Origin of the sequence: Asticcacaulis taihuensis (assembly GCF_900100255.1) — a bacterium.
Classification (GTDB): Bacteria; Pseudomonadota; Alphaproteobacteria; order Caulobacterales; family Caulobacteraceae; genus Asticcacaulis; species Asticcacaulis taihuensis.
On record NZ_FMTS01000004.1, the window covers coordinates 132,284 to 148,952 of the forward strand.

15 protein-coding genes are annotated in these 16,669 nt (G+C 57.6%); 5 read left to right on the forward strand and 10 right to left on the reverse strand.

From position 1 onward, the window contains the following. Positions 1 to 88 precede the first annotated feature (88 nt). Both BLO49_RS11570 and galE read left to right on the forward strand, forming a co-directional pair. Positions 89 to 1,306 (forward strand): glycosyltransferase family 4 protein, encoded by a 1,218-nt coding sequence (locus tag BLO49_RS11570; RefSeq protein WP_090648618.1) that lies wholly within the window; start codon positions 89 to 91, stop codon positions 1,304 to 1,306. A gap of 118 nt (positions 1,307 to 1,424) precedes the next feature. Then, positions 1,425 to 2,438 (forward strand): UDP-glucose 4-epimerase GalE, encoded by a 1,014-nt coding sequence (gene galE / locus BLO49_RS11575; protein WP_090648621.1) that lies wholly within the window; start codon positions 1,425 to 1,427, stop codon positions 2,436 to 2,438. A gap of 81 nt (positions 2,439 to 2,519) precedes the next feature. Here galE and BLO49_RS11580 read toward each other — a convergent pair whose 3' ends face one another. From BLO49_RS11580 to BLO49_RS11610, 7 genes are all read right to left on the reverse strand, one after another. Continuing rightward, complete coding sequence (locus BLO49_RS11580; protein ID WP_090648623.1) at positions 2,520 to 3,968, reverse strand: hypothetical protein; 1,449 nt, start codon at positions 3,966 to 3,968, stop codon at positions 2,520 to 2,522. Between the two features lie 97 nt (positions 3,969 to 4,065). Continuing rightward, positions 4,066 to 5,154: a glycosyltransferase gene (locus tag BLO49_RS11585; protein WP_090648626.1), complete on the reverse strand. Its 1,089-nt coding sequence runs from the start codon at positions 5,152 to 5,154 to the stop codon at positions 4,066 to 4,068. Between the two features lie 55 nt (positions 5,155 to 5,209). Next, positions 5,210 to 7,408: a GumC family protein gene (locus BLO49_RS11590; protein WP_090648627.1), complete on the reverse strand. Its 2,199-nt coding sequence runs from the start codon at positions 7,406 to 7,408 to the stop codon at positions 5,210 to 5,212. A 62-nt stretch (positions 7,409 to 7,470) separates the two neighbouring features. After that, on the reverse strand, positions 7,471 to 8,742 hold the full coding sequence (locus tag BLO49_RS11595; protein ID WP_170828311.1) for an outer membrane beta-barrel protein: 1,272 nt from the start codon (positions 8,740 to 8,742) through the stop codon (positions 7,471 to 7,473). Between the two features lie 75 nt (positions 8,743 to 8,817). Beyond that, the gene (locus BLO49_RS11600; RefSeq protein WP_090648631.1) at positions 8,818 to 9,408 is read right to left on the reverse strand and encodes a hypothetical protein; all 591 of its coding nucleotides are present in this window, start codon (positions 9,406 to 9,408) and stop codon (positions 8,818 to 8,820) included. Positions 9,409 to 9,540: 132 nt separating this feature from the next. Then, positions 9,541 to 10,137: a polysaccharide biosynthesis/export family protein gene (locus BLO49_RS11605; RefSeq protein ID WP_170828312.1), complete on the reverse strand. Its 597-nt coding sequence runs from the start codon at positions 10,135 to 10,137 to the stop codon at positions 9,541 to 9,543. Between the two features lie 159 nt (positions 10,138 to 10,296). Beyond that, entirely contained in the window at positions 10,297 to 11,070 is a 774-nt protein-coding gene (locus BLO49_RS11610; protein ID WP_090648632.1) for a metallophosphoesterase family protein, read from the reverse strand. A 387-nt stretch (positions 11,071 to 11,457) separates the two neighbouring features. Here BLO49_RS11610 and BLO49_RS11615 point away from each other — a divergent pair, with 387 nt between their 5' ends. After that, positions 11,458 to 12,192, forward strand: coding sequence for a transglutaminase-like cysteine peptidase (locus BLO49_RS11615; protein ID WP_245678998.1), 735 nt, complete (start codon positions 11,458 to 11,460; stop codon positions 12,190 to 12,192). 18 nt (positions 12,193 to 12,210) lie between these two features. Next, positions 12,211 to 12,813, forward strand: coding sequence for a hypothetical protein (locus tag BLO49_RS11620; protein ID WP_090648638.1), 603 nt, complete (start codon positions 12,211 to 12,213; stop codon positions 12,811 to 12,813). 263 nt (positions 12,814 to 13,076) lie between these two features. Here the strand turns inward: BLO49_RS11620 and BLO49_RS11625 are convergent, their stop codons facing one another. The 3 genes from BLO49_RS11625 to BLO49_RS11635 all read right to left on the reverse strand — a co-directional run bounded on the left by BLO49_RS11625 (position 13,077) and on the right by BLO49_RS11635 (position 15,204). Then, positions 13,077 to 13,397: a winged helix-turn-helix domain-containing protein gene (locus BLO49_RS11625; protein WP_090648640.1), complete on the reverse strand. Its 321-nt coding sequence runs from the start codon at positions 13,395 to 13,397 to the stop codon at positions 13,077 to 13,079. After that, the gene (locus BLO49_RS11630) at positions 13,394 to 14,044 is read right to left on the reverse strand and encodes a hypothetical protein (protein ID WP_139159677.1); all 651 of its coding nucleotides are present in this window, start codon (positions 14,042 to 14,044) and stop codon (positions 13,394 to 13,396) included. Before BLO49_RS11630 ends, BLO49_RS11625 begins: the two co-directional genes overlap by 4 nt. 83 nt (positions 14,045 to 14,127) lie before the next feature. Next, the gene (locus BLO49_RS11635; protein WP_090649016.1) at positions 14,128 to 15,204 is read right to left on the reverse strand and encodes a mannose-1-phosphate guanylyltransferase/mannose-6-phosphate isomerase; all 1,077 of its coding nucleotides are present in this window, start codon (positions 15,202 to 15,204) and stop codon (positions 14,128 to 14,130) included. Positions 15,205 to 15,452: 248 nt separating this feature from the next. Here BLO49_RS11635 and BLO49_RS11640 point away from each other — a divergent pair, with 248 nt between their 5' ends. Further along, positions 15,453 to 16,616, forward strand: a complete 1,164-nt coding sequence (locus tag BLO49_RS11640; RefSeq protein ID WP_090648645.1) for an AGE family epimerase/isomerase — start codon at positions 15,453 to 15,455, stop codon at positions 16,614 to 16,616. Positions 16,617 to 16,669: the final 53 nt, after the last annotated feature.

The window sequence follows — 16,669 nt, forward strand, 5'->3', positions numbered from 1 at the left end:
AAATCAGACTAAAGATATATAAAGGTGTAGGTGCATAATATAGGTCTCACAGACGCCAGTCCTCTTATGTTGCAGCACCCGTATCCTGATGAACGCTGAAAGCTTTCCCCACAATCCCGATTCGTCAGAACGCACCAGGACCTCACCTGCGGGACACCCTCAGAAGGGTACGGGTGAAGCCGATTGCACGGGGCATAAGATCTTTATCAATGGTCGGTTCCTCGCGGCCTTGCCGGCCGGCGTACACCGTGTCGCCGAGGAAATGGTGATTGCGATGGACCGCCTCCTTGTTTCGGCCCCCGCATTGGCCGCCGCATTTGATCTGACCCTGGCCATTCCCGGAAACATCCGGCGGCACCCGAAGCTTGATCAGGTGCATAGCCAGCCCATGGGCCAACTGACGCAGATTTTCTGGGAACAGCTTGACCTGCCCCGCCTGACTTTGGGCGGGTTATGTGTCAGCCTGTGCAATGTGGGGCCGCTGGCCAGACGCGATGCCATCACCATGATGCATGACGCGCAGGTCTTTTCGATGCCGGCTTCGTATTCACCTGCTTTCCGACTCTGGTACAGGTTCGCTCAGCCTTTGATCGGCCGGCGTCACAAACGCATCCTGACCGTGTCTGAATTTTCGAAATCCGAGCTTGTACATTACGGTATAGCGCCGGCTGAAAAAATCAGTGTCATTCCTAATGGCAGCGACCACATCCTGCGCATTCCACCGGATCATACTGCAACCGCTCGCCTTGAGCTTCAGGAGACGCCCTATATTCTTGCTCTGGCGAACGTCCAGTTTCACAAAAATATACGCATTCTTCTGGAAGCCTTCGCCGCCCCCGCCTTAGAACACACAACCCTGGCGCTTTTTGGCAGCGCGACAAAGGCTGACTTCGAGTCTATGGGCCACAAGGTGCCCGCGAATGTGCGGTTCCTCGGGCGCATATCGGATGCCGAGCTGGCCGGTCTGATGCTCGGTGCGGTCGGGTTCGCCTGCCCGTCCCTGACAGAAGGATTCGGCCTGCCGCCGCTCGAAGCGATGCAGCTGGGCTGCCCCGTAATTGCAGCCCCTTGCGGTGCCCTGCCCGAGGTCTGCGGCGATGCGGCTTTGTTTGCCGATCCACATGATGCCGCGGCCTGGGCGGATCAAATCTCACGACTGGCGGCGAATGAAGCCATACGCAATGAAATGCGGACAAAGGGCAGCAGACAGGCACAAAAGTTTACATGGGAACGCTCCGCGCGTCAGCTTTTGCGGACGATAGCAGATGTACAAAACATGTCCGTACCTACCGAACTGTTGTCCTAGGATCACTACAGGACAAGACATTCCCCCCTCTGCGGCTGAAATTATATCTATCTTAATTTCAATCGTATAATCAATGCGTTACACATGTAACCCTTTTTTGGCAAAGCGGACACATTTTATGGAAAGCATCATCGTTCTGGGAGGCGCCGGCTATATAGGCAGCCAGGCATGTAAGGCACTGCATACCGCAGGCATTCAACCTGTGACCTATGATAACCTGTCCCTTGGCCATGAATCCTTTGTCAAGTACGGACCGCTGATCAAAGGCGACGTGCTTGATACCGCCCTGCTTAGTGAGACAATCCGCCGGTACGATGCCAGTTGCGTCATGCATTTCGCTGCCCTGGCCAGCGTCGCGGATTCCGTAACAGATCCGGCGAGCTATTATCAGAACAATGTCGCCGGCACGCTATCCGTGCTCGAAGCCATGCGCGCGACAGACTGTCGCTCCCTGGTCTTTTCCTCGACCTGCGCCATTTACGGCCAGCCTGAAGTCGTGCCGATCGACGAATCCTGTGCCAAGAATCCAATCAATCCTTATGGTCGCAGCAAGCTGATCTGCGAGCAAATGATGAATGATTACAGCGCTGCCTATGGCATTCGTTCAATTGCTTTACGCTATTTCAATGCCGTGGGCGCGGATTTTGACGGTGAGATAGGTGAATTTCGGGAACATGAGACCCATATCATTCCCCGCGCCATGATGTATCTCCTCGGTCATCTCGATGAATTCGTCATCCACGGCAGCGATTTCCCAACCCCCGACGGCACGGCGATCCGTGACTATATCCATGTCAAGGACCTGGCTGAGGCCCACATTTCAGCAGCCCGGCTTCTGGCCGGCGGCCATGCAGGCGGCGCCTATAACCTGGGTCAGGGAACGGGTTATTCCGTCCTGCAGGTATTGTCGGCGATCGAACGCATAACCGGTCGAAAAATGCCTGCCATCACTGGTGGACGCCGGCAGGGCGACCCGGCGATCCTCATTGCGCAACCCGCGCTTGCCCGCGAGGTTCTCGGATTTGCCCCACGCTATTCCTCACTCCAGGATATCATCAGTTCTGCATGGACCTGGCATCAAAAGGCGCATCCGCAAAAAAGCCTCTCAGCGAGAGAGGCCGGAGCTCGATAAACATAATGACAACCGGATGAAAAAGCCTGCTGCGTTTGGCGCAGCAGGCTTTTTTATATTTTACAAAATTCCCGTCCGATATCAGGCTGGCACATTTTGCGTGTCGACCGATTTGGGCGGCGTGGCAAGGCTTTTGCGCCGGTTATGCCACGAAACAATGGCAGCCGCGAACATAGTGCCAAACAAGAATGCATTCTTCATCCCGAAATCCGCAGACGTGCCAGCCAGAATCCCCGCGGTCAAACCTGGCAGGAATGACCAGCGCAGGCCAGTCACCAGCGCCGAGTTCACGACGTCACCCGGATAGGCGCGCCGAAGCATGGATTGAAGGGCGAAACCGTAATAAAGAAGCCCCCCCAGGAAACCGGTATTACTGAGCACCGCAACGACTTCGTTCGAGGCACGCGTTCCTCCCATCCCCACCCCCAGGCCATAGGTATCGAGCAGGGCCTGCCAGGAGGTCAAGGTCCAGAAGGTGCGTTCCTCAAATGACGAGGTACTTGTCTTCTTGAGCACCAGTTGGTCGAAGAGTCTGAAGAGGGAATCAAAGATTTCCGGCCGCGCCACAAAGCCGGTGAAAACAATGGCTGTCACGGCGGCCACCACCCAGAATTCCAGTTCCAGCTCGCGTCCGGCTCTGGTGCCGCGCCGCGCCTTCTTGGCGCGCCACAGAAAGTCAAGCCCGGCAAAAGCGCCAAAAACAACCAGCGCCACATAGGCTGAAGACGAGGTGGACAGCCAGACAAACAGCAGCAGAAGCGCAGCCACGACCGGAACGACCTTCTGCCGGTAAAAATGGTCGGTAATCGCGTGACGCAGGAAATAAACCAAGGTCAGCAACTGGGTACAGAGGGCGCCGTAACTTGAAGCCTCCGGCATCAGGCCAACGACACGTCGCGTACCACCTTCGAGCGTCACATCCGTCATCAGCACATAACTGGCCGTGCGGAAGGGATCTAACAGCCAGTCCAGAGGGATGAAATGGCTGGACAGATCCAGTATGCCAGTAAAGACCGCCAGCCCGCCTCCAATACAGAGCCCTTTCAGCGCATTCTGTTGTTGCTTTGCGTCGATCATCAGGCGGGCAAATGTCACGACCGTGATGACGGAAATGGTCAGATACATGATCTGGGAAATGTTTTGCGTCGTCGGCTGCAGAAAGCCAGACTGGAAAAAGCGCGTAACCTTCATGGGCACGACGATGACGTGACCTGCAAAAAACCGCGGACTGAATATGGTCACCAGTACTGCTACCGCCCAGAAGGCCGTCAACATTAGCAGGCCGCGCGGCGCAAAAAGAGCGGAGAGACCGAACTTTATCGCCCGGCCGTTGATGAAGGTTCTCAGGAACAGGATGCAGGCGACAATAGGTGTCGGCGTGAAGGTCAGGCCCATCGTCATCGCCGTCGGGAAGACGGCGAAAGAGCCAAATGGCATGGTGGCAAAAAACAGATAGATGAGAAGTGAACGATTGCCAAACAGGCCGATCAGTGCCAGCCCCCAGAACAGCGCTATCGGGATAAAGTCCATCTGCCCTATAGCCCTTTATGATTCACATAAAAAATGATGGTATCCAGACCGCGGCTCCAGACAATCTTTCTGTCACGTTTCACCTTGGCTGACAAGATCACGCGGCCTTCCCCAGTTGCGATGCAATAAAGCTCTGCAGACGTTCCTTGAAGATTTCACGAGTCCAGCCCTGAGCATGTTGTCGAATGGCAGCAGGATTGAAGCTATCGAGCCGCGCTTCAAACCGGCCAATCACATCCATCAGGCTTTCCGCCGTCTGTTCATTGAAAAACATTCCCGTCTGGTTTTCCACCACGGTTTCTACTGCGCCCCCCCGGCGATAGGCCAGGACCGGCCTCCCGCTGGCCATAACTTCGAGCGGAACGATGCCGAAATCCTCCACGCCGGGAAAGAGCAATGCCCGGCAGTTGCGGAAGTGACGCGCCATGGCTTCATCATCGACCTTGTCAAGAAAGGTAATGGTCGGCCCCGCCTGGCGCTTCATTTCACGGGTCGCGCCGGAGCCGATGATAACCAGCCGCTTATTCAGGCGCGTACAGGCCTCGATGGCAACATCTATGCGCTTGTAAGGCGTGATCTGGCCGGCACAGAGATAATAGTCTTCCGGGGTATCGGCCGGTTCAAAACGCGACACATCGACCGGCGGATGGATGACCGCGGCCTCGCGCCGGTAGAATTTTTCGATGCGTTTGGCCACGAAGGACGAGTTAGCGATGAAGTGATCAACCCGTGCCGAAGTCGTGACATCCCAGGCCCGCAGCCAGCTTGAGGTCAGGCGCATAGCCAGGCGCGCCAGCCAGCCGGCCTTGCGGTAATATTGCGGATACAAGTCCCAGATATAGCGCATAGGGGAGTGGCAGTAGCAGATATGCACAGAATCCGGCGGCGGAATAATCCCCTTTGCCGGCCCGGCCTCGCTGGACAGGATCAGGTCGTAGCCCGACAGGTCGAAAGCCTCCAGGGCCTGCGGCATCAGCGGAAGCATTTTCTGATAGAAACGCTTGCCGCCGATTTTTTGCAGAAAGGAGGTGGTAATGCGGTGCTTCAGAAGGGTCGGAGACAGCTTGCCGCGGTCAACCACCAGCGTGAAGATATCCGCTTCCGGATACAGTTCGCACAGGCATTCGAGTACCTTCTCGCCGCCTCTCATGCCGACCAGCCAGTAGTGAACGATAGCGACTTTCATCCGGTTTTGCCTTGCAGCACTCTGCTACCTGCGCCAGAGCGCGGGTAACAGGTGGCTATTCCTGATAGTACTTCTTGTACTGATCGTAGTAATAGCCGCTGTCGCCATAGCCATACTTGGCCTGTTCCTTGACATTGACCTGAGTGAGCACCACGCCGCAGATATGGGCGCCGGTTTCGGTGAGCAGTTCGAGCGATGCCTGGGCGGCCTTGCGCTGCGTCTTGCGCCAGCGGACCAGCATTGCCACCACGTCGGCCTTGCGGGCCAGGATGCGGGTGTCGACAACGGCCAGAACCGGCGCTGTATCAAGAATGACAACGTCGAAGCTGGCGCGCAGAGTGTCGAGCAGATGGTCCATCGCTTCGGAACCGAAGACATCCTTGGGCGTATAGGCACTTTCCACCAGCGGCAAATACAGCACATTGGTCACGTCGTCCTTGATCAGGACATCTTTCAGTTCAGCCTTGCCGGCCAGGACTTCAAGCAGGCCGCCTTCGACAGGCCCGGTGATATACTGATTGATCGAGCGGCGACGCAGGTCGCAATCGACCACCACCACGGACTGTCCCGAAAGTGCCATCACGCGCGCCAGACACACCGCCGTGGTCGTCTTGCCTTCACCGGGCAGGGACGAGGTCACGGCGATTACCTTCACCTCGTGACCAATGCGCGAATAGATGAGGGCCGCGCGCATGATGCGGAAACCTTCGGAGAAAACCGAAAGCGGTTTGTCGACTACATATTGTGCCGGTGTCGCCTTTTGCCCGCGGTTCAGGGTCGATGCCAGGTCGGCTATATTGCCAAGGTGCGGCTGACGCAGAATGGTTTCGACATCCGTGGCCGTCGTCAGTCCACTATCCAGGGCGCGCCGGATCAGCACCGATCCTGTTGCGGCGCCGAGCGCACCGATAAAGGCCAAGGCCAGCGAGATCGGAATCTTCGGCGAACTTGGGCCTGTCGGCAGGGCGGCATTGGAAACGATGCGGGCATCCGAGCGGTCAATACCCTCCTGCGATGAGGTCTGCTTGAAACGATCCAAATAAGACTGGTAAAGCGTCGAAACCGCGTCGGCGTTGCGCTGCAATTCATTAAGCTTGACCATCGCCTGATTGTTGCCGACCAGTTGCCCCTTGGCCTGCGCCACGCTGCCGGCGAGCGATGCCGTCCGCTGGCGCTGAATTTCCGCCTGGGCCTCAAGATTGGACATGATGCGCTGAATTTCGGCCCGGATCTGAGCATCAATATCGTTCAGTTGATCCTGGGCCTTGATGATATCCGGATGCTTGTTGCCATAGCGCGATTGCAGGTCAGCCAGGCGCTGGCTCACGGAGGTCCGCTGAGCGCGCAGATTTTTGATCACATCCGAATTGAGGGCCTCGCCGACATCTTCGCCGCTGGAACCGGTATTCAACTGACGACGGGCCACCGCAAGACGGGCCTCGCTTTCAGCCCGATCCACCTTCACACCCGCCAGTTGCTGGTCAAGCGTCGTTATCTGCTGCTGCCCGAGGGTATTATCCGCCGAAACCGCCAGAAGGTTGTGCGCAATCTTGTATTGCTGCACCGCCGTTTCAGCCTCTTCAACCTGCGTGCGCAGGTCACCAAGCCGGCTGTTCAGCCAGTCATTGGCCTCCTTCGTCGCCTGGAACTTGGTTTCCAGTTGTTGCGACAGATAAAGGCGCGCCCACTCGTTGGCGATTTTCGACGCCTTTTCCGGCGAAGTCGAGGTAAAGGAAATCGTAATGATCCGGGTCGCGCCCGAACGCGCCACTGTCAGCCGGCCCAGGATATTGTTCAGGACATCCTCATGTCTGGCCTGGGCCTCCAGAGGGGTCAGGCGACGATTATCCGGTTTGTTCTTGATCAGACCAAAGAAATGCGTGCCACGCAGATAGGGATTGAATTCCGGATCCTGGTCCAGTTGCAGAGACCGCAATACCCGATCGCCCAACGAATTGGATTGAAGAATCTCGACCTCGGTATCAACCGTCGCCGCATCGGGCGGCAATCCGGTCAGGACATCCTGATCCGACGTGGTTTTCAGGGTACGCGGGTCCATCATGACGCTGGCCGTGGCCGTATACCGCGGCACCTGCATCAGCACAGGCACAATGATCAGCAGGAAAACGCACCCGAAGATGACCGCGAAAAAGCGGCTGAAACGCCGGAAATCTGCGATAATTGCAGCCAGATCGACGGAAGGCAGCAGGCTGTCCGACACATCGCTTTCAGTGGAGTGTTTATCCGAGGTCATAAATTGTGCCAGATTATCGTGAGTATGAAACAGGCGCCCGGATTATCTCCGGGCGCTGCATCTTAATACTGAAGACCTAAAGAAACCTTCAATGCATTATCCTTGAAGCCCGGAATGGCATTGCTGCCCTTGGACTTGTTTTCGCTGTAGGTGTAGCCGCCACGGATGACCACATGACGATTCACCAGATATTTCGCGCCCAGCCAAAGGGATGTCCGGTCATCCGTTCGATCAACGCCGTTATAGTCGTCAGTTGTGTAGCCATAGGAGGCACTAAGAACCAGAGTGCGAAGCAACTCATAATCCACGCCGATCTGCGAGGCTGTGGAGGTGTAGCTGGAAGCGTTGAGTTGCGGCGTTTCCTGGATGGTGCGGGACGTGCCGGCAGAAACCGTTATCAACTGGGTCGGGAAATACTGGACGTTCGCCAGGAATGATACACCATCGACCTTCCTGAACGCCGGATTGTCGTAATTCTGGGCCTGGTAGCCGATCTGCGCTTCACCACGGATCAGGTTGGTCAGGTCAAAACTGGCGCCGATGGCGGCATCGTAACCATCCGAGTCACGGTTGACAGTATGATCGTCATAATCACGCGTATTGCCGACCCATATGGCGTAAAGCGCCGTATCCGGGCTGAACGCATAATCGGCACGGCCGGAATATTCGACGCGGCGATAATCACGGGAATCCTGGGAAATCGCCTTGCCCCCCGGTGTCGCATTGTCAAAGACAACGGCGTCTTCGTAATTCAGGTCCGTCAGAGTGGCCTGACCGGTAAAGCGCAGACGATTGCCTTCCGCCACGAAACCTGCGTTGACGACAGCCGCTTTGAATTCGATCGGCTCAAGCAGGCTGCCTATCGTCTGACCTGCTGGGTCATAGAGCGGTTCGAAACCATCGCTGTAATTAATGCCGCCGAACAGATTGCTGCGGCCATGAATATCAAGACGTCCGCCAACTGCGGCCTCCCAGCTCGTGGTGTTCTGGTTGTCGTTGTCCGCGTAGTTGGTAATGGTCGAACGCAGAGAGGCCGTCAGTTGGTGACGCCCCCAGTCAGACGTGATACGCACCGCCGGCGTAACAGCCGAATACGTATCGGAGACTTCATTGACAGCCTTGTAATAGATGTTGTCGTTGCTGTTCACCTCGACATCGAGTGACGGCGACACATCAAAGACGCCCCAGCGCAGACCGCGCGGTTCATATTCAGGCGGAATACGCTCGGTGACCGCTATGTTGCGATCACGGGCGAAATTGGAACCCTGGGCTTGCGCGGCACCGGCCGCAAGCAAGGCAAAAGAAAGCACCACCAGCGATGTGCCGTATTTCATATTTATCCCCGTCATACTGACAAAGTTGTAGGAAAGCCCTGCAGACGCGGGCCGGAACTAAAAAAAGACGCCGGATTAACCGGCGCGGTAACCAGCCCCTGCCGGCGCGCTGTTTGGCGCTATAGGCAGGCTGTAGCCTTTGCTGTGCCCGTTGATGGCGCCGGGCGAAGTTTCATCGAACAGCTTGGCCAGGTCACCCTGAACACGGCCGAAAGCGGCCGCCACGTTCTTTGAGAGATTGGGCGTGTTGGAGGCGCGGGTCAGGGCCGTGGAAATGCTCAGGGTGGGCACACCGGCCGCGACCTGCGCCTTGATGTCATTCTCGATTGCCACAACGATCAGGGCGACGACATCTTCAGAAACGGCGGCATCACGCGCCGTGGCATGGGCGCTCTGGCCGGTCTGACCATTGCCCTCGCCGGCAACCGCCAGACCATTACTCGTGGCGCCCGCAATGGCGGCGGCATCACTACCCAGCGCAACAAAGGCCGCATCTTCCGCCTGGTTTGCCGTGGCGACCAGTTTCACCGCCAGTGATGACGAAGTTTTTTCGACATTCTGCGACATGAGGCCGGCCGGCGCAGCGACCGCGACAGCCGTGAGAGCTAGGCCAACAGCAGCGCCAAGTCCAAGGATAATCTTTTTCCCAGGGATAATCTTTTTCATTGTCTTCGAGTCCCCTCGGTGGCGAAAGAAACTTTTCGCACTTGCTAAAAACGAAACCATAATACTGTTATTGATTCAAGCCCATTAGCCCAAACCGCCTTCGGTGCAAAGCGATTACACCTAAACTGATACCTAAAAGTAACGTTCGGCAATACGAATCGTGTCGCCGGGGGCAACCAGGGTTGTGGAGGTCAAGGGCACCTCCTCCTCGGCAGTCGCGCCAGCATGGCGGATGTACACCTTCTTCTGGTTGGCGCGGTAGCTGAAGCCCGACGCCAGAGCCACTGCGTTCACTACAGTAATACCATTGCTGTAGGGGTATTGGCCGGGCTTGTTGACTTCGCCCAGGATATAGAACGGGCGGAAACTCAGCACCTCGATGCTGACACGCGGATCCTTGAGATAGCCCTCCTTGAAAGCGTTCTCCACCTTGACCTGCAATTCCGAAGCCGTCAGCCCCGCCGCCGCAACTTCACGAATCAGGGGCAGGGCCACCAGGCCATCACCCGAAATCGTAAACTCACCACTCAGGTCGGGTTCACCGAAAATAATCAGCCGGATTTTGTCACCGGACCCAAGCCTGTATTCATATCCCGGGCTGACCGACGCCGTGACCGGCGCAACGGCAGACGCGTCAGGTACCTGAGCCTGAGCCACAGCGCATGTTCCCAAAAGGGTTATCACTATAAGGAACAGCCCCGCCATGGCCTGCCGGAGCCGGTTGGTCATTACCTGCAATCTGTTCACGTCGCCTCTCAGGAAGTTAAAGGAGGTTGTCCCAATTTTACGCTTTTACGCTCATTCACACTTAAAATACAGCAGCCACAGCCCTGCACCAGATTGAACTGCAAGAGATATGCCACAAACCGGTTCGTCATTGCAAAAAACTTACAGGCGCACCTGCATGATGCGGCGCGACACATCCCTTAAACGGACCGCCGTCAGAACCCCCGTCGCATAGGCGCCGCTGTCGATCCCGATACGCCAGCGCTTGTCCGCTGGCTCATCTTCAGGGGTATGCCCATGCACCACTACATAGTCACAGGCTTTTTCCGATGCCATGAAAGCCCCCCGCACCCACAGGAAGGTTTCGGCACCCTGCTCTTCCAGCGGAAGGTCCGGCCGGACTCCGGCGTGGACGAAGACGTAATCATCGACCTTCAGCAGATATTTCATGCTCTTGAGCAGAGACAGGTGGTCGTCAGGCAGGGCCTCGGCAAACGCTTTGCGCGTCTCTTCCCATTGTGCCGGATCAGTACGCGAAACCGGCAGAGCCACGCCGTATGAGCCTAATGTGCTGCCGCCGCCATAATCCACCCAGGCCGGGCCGTGCTGCGCCGCATAAAGAAATTTCAGCAGAGCTTCTTCGTGATTCCCCAGAAGCACCTCGACATCACACCACGCCTCATCCTGAAGCCTCATTATACGCGACAGTACGCCTGCGGAATCCGGCCCCCGATCGACATAATCCCCCAAAAGCACAATGAGTGGGCGCTCGGCTCTCGCCATCTCGTCGTTACGCACCTGCTCAATCATGCGTTCGAAGAGGTCCAGACGGCCGTGAATGTCGCCTATGGCATAGACCAGCCGTCCGATCCGCGATGCCGGCGGCTCAGGTTTTGGTTTCGATGTGCTGAAAAGTGACTTTAGTGCAGCCAGCATAAGTGTGTGATATATCCCGAAACAATAAAACACTCTATTCTTTCGCACCGCCACACTCAAGTGCCGGCGGTAGATTTTAACCTTTTGCACAACCGGTGTGGGAAAAAGCCCATACAGGTCACAAAAGCCTGGGCAAGGGCGTCTGGTAGACATTAAAAAACAGGCTTAATTATTGTAAACCGTAAATATACACCTTTAATTGACGATACTTTTTAGCCTGAAATTGAATCTTGTTTGAGAGGATAACATAACCACAAAAAGGACGTGATGGTTATGGCCCGTATTAACAAGTATGCAAAAAACCGTTTACTTGCATTCTTTTACACCACAGCCATTTTGAGTGGCCTTTATGCTGGTGCAGGTGCCGCTGCCGATCGCACTCCCCAGGTGGATTTCCTGCCCACCGGACGGCAGATTGCGGCGCCCACGGCCTTCCTGGAAATGTGTTCGCGCTCGCCGGAAGACTGCCAGCAATCGGCGCAGCCTGAAGCCGCGCGCATTGTGTCCCTGGCCCGGCAGGCCCTGGTCGAGAAATATGACCTGGCCTTCTCGCATAAAATCGCGGACCGTACGGATGACCCGGTGCCCGGCGCCGTCACGCCTGCGCAATGGCCACGTCTTTCCGAGAACCGCCAGGGTAATGCCACGCCAGCCCCCGTCCCTTCCGTCGATTACGACCGGATCGACCTGAAAGGCGACACCATGGCTACCCTGAAGGCTATCAACAATCGCGTCAACCGCACCCTGATCGCCGATACAGACGCCCATGTCTATAACATTAATGACTACTGGGACGCCCCTGCCCTGACCCCTGGCGCGCGGGGCGATTGCGAGGATTTCGCCCTGATCAAGCGCCGCCTGCTGATTGCGCAGGGCATACCCGCCGCCGCTCTCAGTCTGGCCATTGTCCGCACCCGTTTCAATGAAGACCATGCCGTCCTGGTGGTGGCCACGAAACAGGGTGATTTCGTCCTCGACAACCTCGCCTACAGGGTCAGGCCCTGGCAGAAAACCGGCTATTACTGGGTATCTCGTCAGGCGCCGGGCGACGACCTGGCCTGGGTATCGCTTGCCCCTGCATCAGAAGCCGCTACCGCCCTGAGTATGGCCTATAATCGCTAAACCTGTTATTTCGGTTCCATGACCCAGACCCTTTTATGGACCCGATCCCTCAGATATGGCCCCGCTGGCGCGGCTCTTGCCATAGCCCTGCTCGGCGCCGTGGCGGCCCTGCAATTCGCCATGCCGGACACCATGCCGGTTATCCTGCCATTTTCCGAATCTTTCTACGCACGCACTCTGGCGGCCACCGACAACGACCTGCGCATAGACCTGGCGAACAAAACGGTAAACGCCGCGCCGGGACGCGCCGAAAACTGGCTGCTTCTGGCTTCCGCTTACCAGCAAAAGGACGCGGCGCTTTCCGGACGCGTGCTGGACGCCCTGCGCCGCTCCTATGCGGCGGGCCCGCTGTCACCAGATGCGCATGACTGGCGCCTGGCATATGTTTTTTCCAACTGGAGCCTTATGCCCGACGACCTTAGACGCGCGGCCATGGCAGAAGCCGAAGCCTACGCCACGCGCTACGCCGGCTTCGTCTATATCAAGGAACTGGCACCGACCCTGCCCGACAGCGAGGGGCGCATGGCCCTGGGGCTGGTCGCCCTGACTCACGACCGCGCCATGGACAGCGCCCGCCGCGTGGCCCAGCATCGCGCCATGCGTGAGATCACCCTGCAATAATGTATGAATGCCGCACCGTGCGGTCGTCTCAGAGCCCCCCAAAGCGCCCTGAGACGATAGCTCTCAGCCCGTACCGCCCCCTATTCCCCCTGGAATCCTGACGGCTCAGGCAGCAGAGCTGCACGGAAGCCCGCTGTTCGCAGACCCTGCACCGGAAGGATGCGCGTTAGGTCGCGCCCAGGTCCGGCAGCGGTATGGTTACACTTAAAAAGTGCGCTTATCAACACCAAGTGATCACGGTTTGTGTCTTTTTGGTGCCTGGCTTACCCCTGCGCGCCCCGGCCGGGTACGGCATTCAGCAGGCTTTGCAGATGATCGAGATAATCATAAAAAGCATCCCGGCCGGTGACGGTCAGACGGGCGATGGTGCGGGGCTTGCCGGCAGAAATGGTCTTGTCGAGCTGGATATAACCGGCATCATCGAGCTTCTTCAGGTGTTGCGACAGATTGCCGTCACTGATGCGGATTTCCCCGCGCAGAGTCACGAAGTCGGCCTTACCGACAGTCGACAGGAAGGCCAGGATTGCCAGACGGGCACGGCCATGAATGACCTCCTCCAGGCTTTCGTGGGCAAACAGGCTCATGTAGTCCTCATCTTGGGTTGGGCGCGCCGCTCGGCACGCAACAGAACAAGGCCGGGTGCCGTCATGAAACAGACGGTGGCCGCAGCCATGACGATATAACGATCAATCGGGCTATCAAGCACAAACATGGCGCCAGCGGTCAGCATCCAGCCTCCGGCCATGCCCAGCAGCCAGGATTGACTACTCGACGTTGCCATAACCGCCAGCACAAGGCTGAATACAATGGCCAAGAATGCCATGGTGATATGCGGTTCGGAAACCCTGGTCCACTGGCTGCCCAGCAGAAAAACGAAAATGCCGATACCGGCAAAAACCCAGGTCGTGGAAATCGCCTGATTGCGCCATGACCGAAAGGAATAGCCGCCACGGCCGAAATGCGAAATCAGCAGTGCGCCCGGCACGCCAATAATTGCGGCTCCCCATCCGATTGGTAGCCCCGCCGGAAGCCAATCGGCCGCCATCAAGGCTTTCAGGATATGTGTAACAGCCAGTACCACGCCCCACCATGCCATGACTGACCCGCCAGCCGTGGCCAGTGCATCTCCCCGACTGACCAGAGCGCGCAGGGATTCCAGTTCCTCGCCCAGATACCCCGCCTCTTCCGGATCGAGGCGCGGCAGAAGGGGGGGCGACTTATAATCTGGCATATGACGTTTTTCCGACATACCGGCCGAGCGTCCTTTCTCAAACGCCTAATCTAGGATCATTTAGTGTGTAAATCCACCTGAAACTAAGGCCGCCGTTCCTTGGCCGCCTCGGCGGCTTTCTTGACGTCTTGTGCGCGAGACAGGGGCGCGATCAGGATGCCGGCAGGGGTAGATATCACCATGACATCGCTCATGCCGATGACCGCCACGACCGGACCGCCATCATTGCGGATCAGGCAGTTTTGGGATTCGATCAGTATGGCCTCGCCCTTGACATGGTTCGCGCTGTCATCCTTTTCACCCAGCCGCCACAGTTCGGCGAAACCGCCGACATCCGCCCAGCCGATATCACACGGAATGACCGCCGAACGCGACGTGTTTTCCATGACCGCATAATCGACACTGATCGACGGCACCTGGCCAAAAGCGTCCTCATCGAGGCTGATAATCACGCCATCACGATGGGCTTTTTTATAGGCATCGACGCAGGCGGCCAGCACGTCAGGCGCATAAAGGCTCAGTTCCTCAAGCATGACCTGGGGCGAGAACAGGAAAATGCCGGCATTCCAGTCATGGCGCCCGCCTTGGACGTACTGTGTCGCCGTTTCCAGGTTTGGCTTTTCCCAGAACTTTTTGATTTCAAAAATGCCGTCGGAAAGCGGGGCACCACGTTCGATATAGCCGAAGCCGGTTTCCGGATGAGCCGGTGTAATGCCGAAAGTGACGATGCGGGATTTAGCGGTTTCGGACGCAGCAACCACGGCCGCGTGGAAAGCGTCCGGCCTCGTGATGACGTGATCTGCCGGCACCAGCAGCACCAGGGCGCCCGGATCGCCTTCCTGGCCCCCCAATTCCTGACCGGCAAGCGCTGCCATGGCGGCAACAGCAGCGGTATTGCGGCCGAAGGGTTCGAGAATCACGCCTTGCGGCGCCTTGCCGATCGCCGCGAGTTGCGAGACCACCAGATCCTTATGCCCGCGGCCGCAGATGGCGACTGGCGCCAGATAGTCGTCCCCGACCAGGCGCAAGGCGGTTTCCTGGATCATCGTATTCAGCGTGGCCAGGGCGTGAAACTGTTTGGGCGCCGAAGGCGTGGACAGAGGCCAGAGACGCGTTCCGGAACCGCCTGACATGATGACAGGTATGATCTTGTTTGACATTTTGATTTCGCCCTTGCCTCCCCGTACGGAAGGTTCATGGTCTTCCATGACTTGCCAGGGAGTATTTTTTCGATGTCGTGGCTTCTGCGTACATATAAAGAGACGGTAGGTAAATATTCCCGTCCGTCAAACAGATAAGTATTTTTGAAATATTTAATTTGCCGGCTTTTTCAAACCCAACTGTATTTTTACGCGTTTTTGTTCTAACCCCGTGATCCACGATCCATCATCCCTGTGAGACCCGCTCCATGCCGACACTCGCCCAAGCCCTTGTCGAAAAACAGCAATCCCTGCGCCAATGGCTGTTCGATCACGCCCTGCCCCTGTGGTGGGATATCGGCGGTGATCGCGAAAAGGGTGGCTTCTTTGAGAAGATCAATCTCGACGGCAAGCCGGACGATGTCGATCGCCGCACCCGCGTGGCCGCACGCCAGGTCTACTCCTACGCCCTGGCGCGGCGCATGGGCTATCCGGGTGATACGGACGGCCCCATCGACCAGGGCCTGAAGTGGCTGGCGGGTCCGGCGCGCAATCCCGGAACCGGTATGCTTTACGCCACGCTGAAGCCGGACGGCACAGTGGTGCGCGGCGAGTTCGATTTCTACGACCACGCCTTCGCCATGCTGGCTTATGCCTCGGCTTACCGCGTCCGCCCGGATGACAAGTCGCTGGAAGCGGCGGGCGTCGCCATACGTGACAAGATCATCGCCGACTATTCCCACCCGGTGCGCGGCTTCGAGGAAGCCAATCCGCGCACCCTGCCGCTCAAGGCCAATCCGCACATGCACATGTTCGAGGCGTGCCTGGCGTGGATCGAGGCCGGCGGCGACGACAAGTGGCGCGATATCGCCGCCGAGATCGCTGACCTGTGCGTCGAGAAATTCCTGCATCCCGAAACCGGCGCCCTGCGCGAATTCTTCGATGGCGACTGGAATGTTATGCCGGGCGAAGCCGGCCGGATCGTCGAGCCCGGCCACCAGTTCGAGTGGGCGTGGCTGTTCCTGCGCTGGGCGGAAATGACGGGTCAAGACCGCTATATGAAAACGGCGCAGCGCCTGATCGATATCGCCGATGTGGCCGGCACCGATCCGAAACGCAATGTGACGATGTTCGAGCTGTGGGACGACTTCACCGTCAAGGACGCCAAGGCACGCCTGTGGTCGCAGACCGAACGCATGAAGGCGTTTACCGCCTTGTCGCAGGCGGCGAAAACGGCTGCTGAAAAGGAATCCGCCATTGCCAGCCTGATCCTGGCGACTTCCGGACTGCAACTTTACCTCAGTACCGAGATCGAGGGATTATATCGTGACCGCATGAAGCCGGATGGCACCTTCGAGATCGAACCGGCGCCGGCCAGTTCGCTCTATCACATCATCTGCGCCATCGATGAGTTGGCGTCAGTAAAACTGTAAGAGGCTCAAGTTGGGGCTTCCACTGATAGCGCTTCCAATGTAGCGTCGGCGGC